The following is a 4,000-nucleotide window of genomic DNA, read 5'->3' as shown; positions in this document are numbered from 1 at the left end:
CCATTCGCAGCGCGGACGACCACGCCGGCCCCTCGGCGGCGGCCGCCAGGGCGTCCCCGCCCGTACGGGCCTGGCCGAGGCTCACGCCGGCTCGCCGTCGATGCCCGTCAGGGCGTCCTGGAGGCGGCGGTGGACGTCCTGGAAGATCGCCGGGTGCTCGGCCGGAGGCGTCGCCTCCAGCTCGCCGAGGCGGGCCATCGCGGCGTCGACCCGCTCGTCCCCGGTGGTCTCGCCCTCGGTGCCGTTCACGTTATCGGTCCCCCAATCAGCGCCGCGTTCGCGGCAAGCCGGTCGACCCCGGCTCAAGAAGAACGCTACCGTCCGTGGGTGACAACGGTGTCGAGGACGACTACTGGGGGAACGGACCTGACAATGGCCACGCTGGAGGAAGCGCGTGCGGCGCTCGAACGCATCGCCACCCGGCTCACGGATGTGAATCCCGATGAGCTCGCCAAGCACGTCGTCGAACGCACCGTCAGCTGCCATGTGCCCGATCTGAATCTCGTGTTCATCACCCGCATCCACGCCGGCGGGCTGGACTCCTTCGAGGTCGCCGAGAGCCCGAACGGCGCTCAGGTCCGGCTCACGGTGAACAGCGACGACCTGGTGGCACTCGCCGACGACGAACTCGGCGTCGGCAAGGCGTGGGCCACCGGGCGGCTCAAGGTCGAGGCCAGTCTCGGCGACCTGCTGCGCCTGCGCAAGATCCTTTAGAAGAGCCTTTCGAGCGCCCGTTCGCCGCGTTCGAGGTCCCCGGAGTCCCAGACCGCGGCGCACAGGGCGCGCAGCCCGTCCATCGGGTCGCCGTCGCCGGACGGCTCCAATTCACCGGAGACGGTCCAGCCGCCGCACACGTACGCCGCCCCCTCGCGCCGTACGCCGTTGTGCGGGACGAGGAGGCCGTTCAGGTCCGCGGAGACGTACGTGGGACGGTGCCGGGGCGGGGCCGCGAGGAGCGTCCGGGGGTCGGTGACCCCGGTGAGCACCAGGAGGCTGTCGGCGCCGCCGTTGTACGCGCCCTCGATGTCGGTGTCGAGCCGGTCGCCGACGATCAGGGGCCGCTCGGCGCCGGTGCGCAGGATGGTCTCGCGGTGCAGCGGCCGTTCGGGCTTGCCGGTGACGATCGGGTCGACGCCGGTGGCGGTCCGGATCACCTGGACGAGAGAACCGTTGCCGGGCCGGAGCCGCCCGCCCTTGCCGGGGATGGTCGTGTCGCCGTTGGACGCCACGAAGATCGCTCCGTCCGCCACCGCCTGAGCGCCCTCGGCCAGCAGGTCATAGCTCAGGCCGGGTGAGTACCCCTGCGCGACCGCCGCCGGTTCCTCGGCCGCCACGGACACGGGCCGTAGCCCCGCCTCCCGCAGCGCCTGGCGCAGCCCCATGCCGCCGACGACCAGGACCTTCGCCCCGGCGGGCAGCCGTTCGGACAGGAGCCGCGCGGCGGCCTGAGCGGAGGTCACGACGTCCTCCGCCGCCGCGGGCACGCCGACGTCGCCGAGCAGCGCGGCCGTGGCGCTGGGCGTACGAGAGGCGTTGTTCGTCGCGAACGCGAGCCGCATGCCGCTGGCCCGCGCCTTCGCGAGCGCCTCCGCCGCCCCCGGTACGGGGTCGTGGCCGATGTAGACGACACCGTCGAGGTCGAGCACGCCGACGTCGTACGCCTCGGCCGGCGGCCGGTCGATCCCCCGCATGGTCATCCTTCCTGTACGTTCCACGCGCGACGTTCCCCGGGGAGTGCCGTTCCACCCGCCCGGGAGGCTCTGGAGGTCCGATCACGCATACCGGTCATCTTTCCGGATGGGCGTACGCCGCCGCGCACGGGCCGCTGCAGACGCGCCTCGCCCATCACCCGGCACGGTCCGTGGCCGCCGGTCGCGCGCGCCCCATCGTGCCGTGGCGGTCAAGGTCTCGCGAGCATCGGTGACCGGTGCGGCTCGATGGGTCGTGACTGCGGCATCGGACGGGGTCGTGCTGGCCTGGAGCGGGACGGTTTGTGCGGCGAGGAGCCGAGGCTGATCGGGGTGAGTCTTCGGTCGAGCCGATGCCCGCGCGGTCTCGCCGTTCCGCATCGGGCATGCCGTCGGTCTCCTTCGTCCGGTGCCGCCCCGTCCTCTCCGGTCATCCCTTGCGGGCTCGGGCGTGGCGCAGGGCGGTGGCGTAGTGCTTGTTGTCCGGGCACATGGCGCAGGCCAGGGCGAGGTGCTCGACGGCCTCGGCGAGCCGGCCGGTGCGGGTGAGCGCCAGGCCGAGGCCGAACAGGGCGTAGTCCTCGGCCGGGTCCGCTTCGACGATCAAGCGGAAGTTCTCCGCGGCCTCGGCGTACCGCTTCGCGCCGTACTGGGCACGGGCGAGCGCCTCACGGACGCTCCGAGACGACGGCTCGGCCGCCGCCGCGTGCTCGAGCACCTGGATCGCCGCTGCCGGGCTGCCGCTTTCCAGAAGGTTCAACCCACGCTGATACCAGTCATAGACCTCACCTCCCGGCGTACCGGGGGAATCCTGACCGTGGCCCGAACCTTGAACCATTTGTGGCCTCCGTTCGCCGACTCCATTTGAGCCCTAACAAGACCGCGGTATCTAACATGCCCGACGTGACCACTCAGCCCGGCCTCAGCCTCGAACCGTTCCGCGCCGTACGCTACGCCTCTTCCAAGGTGAGCTCACTGGCCGCGGTGACGTCACCGCCGTACGACCTCATCGACGAAGAGGCCCTGAAGCGGTTCATGGCGGACGAGCCGCACAACATCGTCCGATTGATCCTCCCCCAGCAGGACTACGGGGACGCCGCTGAGACGCTGCGGACGTGGCTGGCGGACGGGGTGCTGACGGTCGATGCGGAGCCGGCGCTGTACGCGTATGAGGAGGCCGGAGAGGGCGTCCTGCAGCGGGGACTGATCGGGGCCTTGGGGGTGCACGGCCCGGAGTCGCGGGTGATCCTGCCGCACGAGGACGTCTACCCGGGACCGATCCGGGACCGGCTCGCCCTGATGACCGCCACCCGGGCGAACCTCGAACCCATCTTCCTCCTCTATGACGGAGAGGGAGCGTCGGCCACCAGCCGCCTGGTCGATGAGGTGGCCGCGTCTCCCCCGCTGCTGGAGACGAGCACGGGCGACGACGTACGGCACCGGCTGTGGGCGATCACCGACCCCGCCGTCCACGCGTCGATCGCCGCCGACCTGCGGGACCGCCGGGCACTGATCGCCGACGGCCATCACCGGTATGCGACGTACCAGGCGCTGAAAGAGGCGCACGAGGGGCCGGGGCCGTGGGACCAGGGCCTGGCGCTGCTGGTGGACTCGAGTGCCTACCCTCCTCACCTGGGCGCGATCCACCGGGTGCTCCCGAACCTGGCCGTGTCCGACGCCGTACGGCTGGCGAAGGCCGCCTTCCGCGCGGAACAGGTCGGCCCCGACCTGCCGACGGCGCTCGACCACCTCGCCGCACAGGACGGCACGGCGTTCCTCCTCGGCGGGGAAGATGAGGACCTCTTCCTGCTCACCGATCCGGACCAGGCACAGGTCACAAGATCGATGCCGGAGGGGTCCTCCTCCCGCTGGCGCGGCCTGGACACGGCCGTACTCCACCGATTGCTGATCGCCGAGCTGTGGCACGTCCCCGACGACGAGTCGAACGTCCGCATCATCCACCACGACGCCGAACGCGCCCTCCGAAAGGCCCGCCGCACGAACGGCACGGCAGTGATCCTCAACCCGCTGGAGGTGGCGGACGTACTGGCGGTCGCGGCCGGCGGCGAGAAGGTCCCGCGCAAGTCGACGTCGTTCGGCCCGAAACCCCGCACCGGCCTGGTGCTACGAACGTTCGACACCGACCAGCGATGACGCTTTGAGGCAACCAGCCGTGGCGCGCCCCCCTGAGGCATGCCGGTGACGCACCGGCGCCGATAACGCGCCGTGGACGTGACGCGCCGTGGGCGTAGCGCGCCGTGGGCGTAGCGCGCCGTGGGCGTAGCGCGCCGTGGGCGTAGCGCGCCGTGGGC

At 71.7% G+C, this 4,000-nt stretch carries 5 protein-coding genes; 2 read left to right on the top strand and 3 right to left on the bottom strand.

Annotated elements, in window-relative coordinates:
• Window positions 1–81 precede the first annotated feature (81 nt).
• Complete coding sequence (locus ACFFNX_RS44235; protein ID WP_285584048.1) at window positions 82–249, bottom strand: hypothetical protein; 168 nt, start codon at window positions 247–249, stop codon at window positions 82–84.
• A 123-nt stretch (window positions 250–372) separates the two neighbouring features.
• Between ACFFNX_RS44235 and ACFFNX_RS44230 the strand changes: the two genes are divergently transcribed.
• Window positions 373–714: an SCP2 sterol-binding domain-containing protein gene (locus ACFFNX_RS44230; RefSeq protein WP_378212254.1), complete on the top strand. Its 342-nt coding sequence runs from the start codon at window positions 373–375 to the stop codon at window positions 712–714.
• Here the strand turns inward: ACFFNX_RS44230 and ACFFNX_RS44225 are convergent.
• Window positions 711–1,691 carry an HAD-IIA family hydrolase gene (locus ACFFNX_RS44225; RefSeq protein ID WP_378212253.1) on the bottom strand — a complete coding sequence of 327 codons (981 nt, stop codon included), beginning with the start codon at window positions 1,689–1,691 and terminating at the stop codon, window positions 711–713. The genes ACFFNX_RS44230 and ACFFNX_RS44225 overlap by 4 nt on opposite strands.
• 427 nt (window positions 1,692–2,118) lie before the next feature.
• Complete coding sequence (locus ACFFNX_RS44220) at window positions 2,119–2,526, bottom strand: tetratricopeptide repeat protein (protein ID WP_378212252.1); 408 nt, start codon at window positions 2,524–2,526, stop codon at window positions 2,119–2,121.
• A 56-nt stretch (window positions 2,527–2,582) separates the two neighbouring features.
• On the opposite strand from ACFFNX_RS44220, the gene ACFFNX_RS44215 reads away from it, so the two are divergent.
• The gene (locus ACFFNX_RS44215) at window positions 2,583–3,842 is read left to right on the top strand and encodes a DUF1015 family protein (RefSeq protein ID WP_378212251.1); all 1,260 of its coding nucleotides are present in this window, start codon (window positions 2,583–2,585) and stop codon (window positions 3,840–3,842) included.
• The last annotated feature ends 158 nt before the right edge of the window (window positions 3,843–4,000 follow it).

The sequence above is a fragment of the Actinoallomurus acaciae genome, assembly GCF_042429965.1.
Taxonomy (GTDB): domain Bacteria; phylum Actinomycetota; class Actinomycetes; order Streptosporangiales; family Streptosporangiaceae; genus Actinoallomurus; species Actinoallomurus acaciae.
This window is presented reverse-complemented; position numbering and strand designations above follow the sequence as displayed.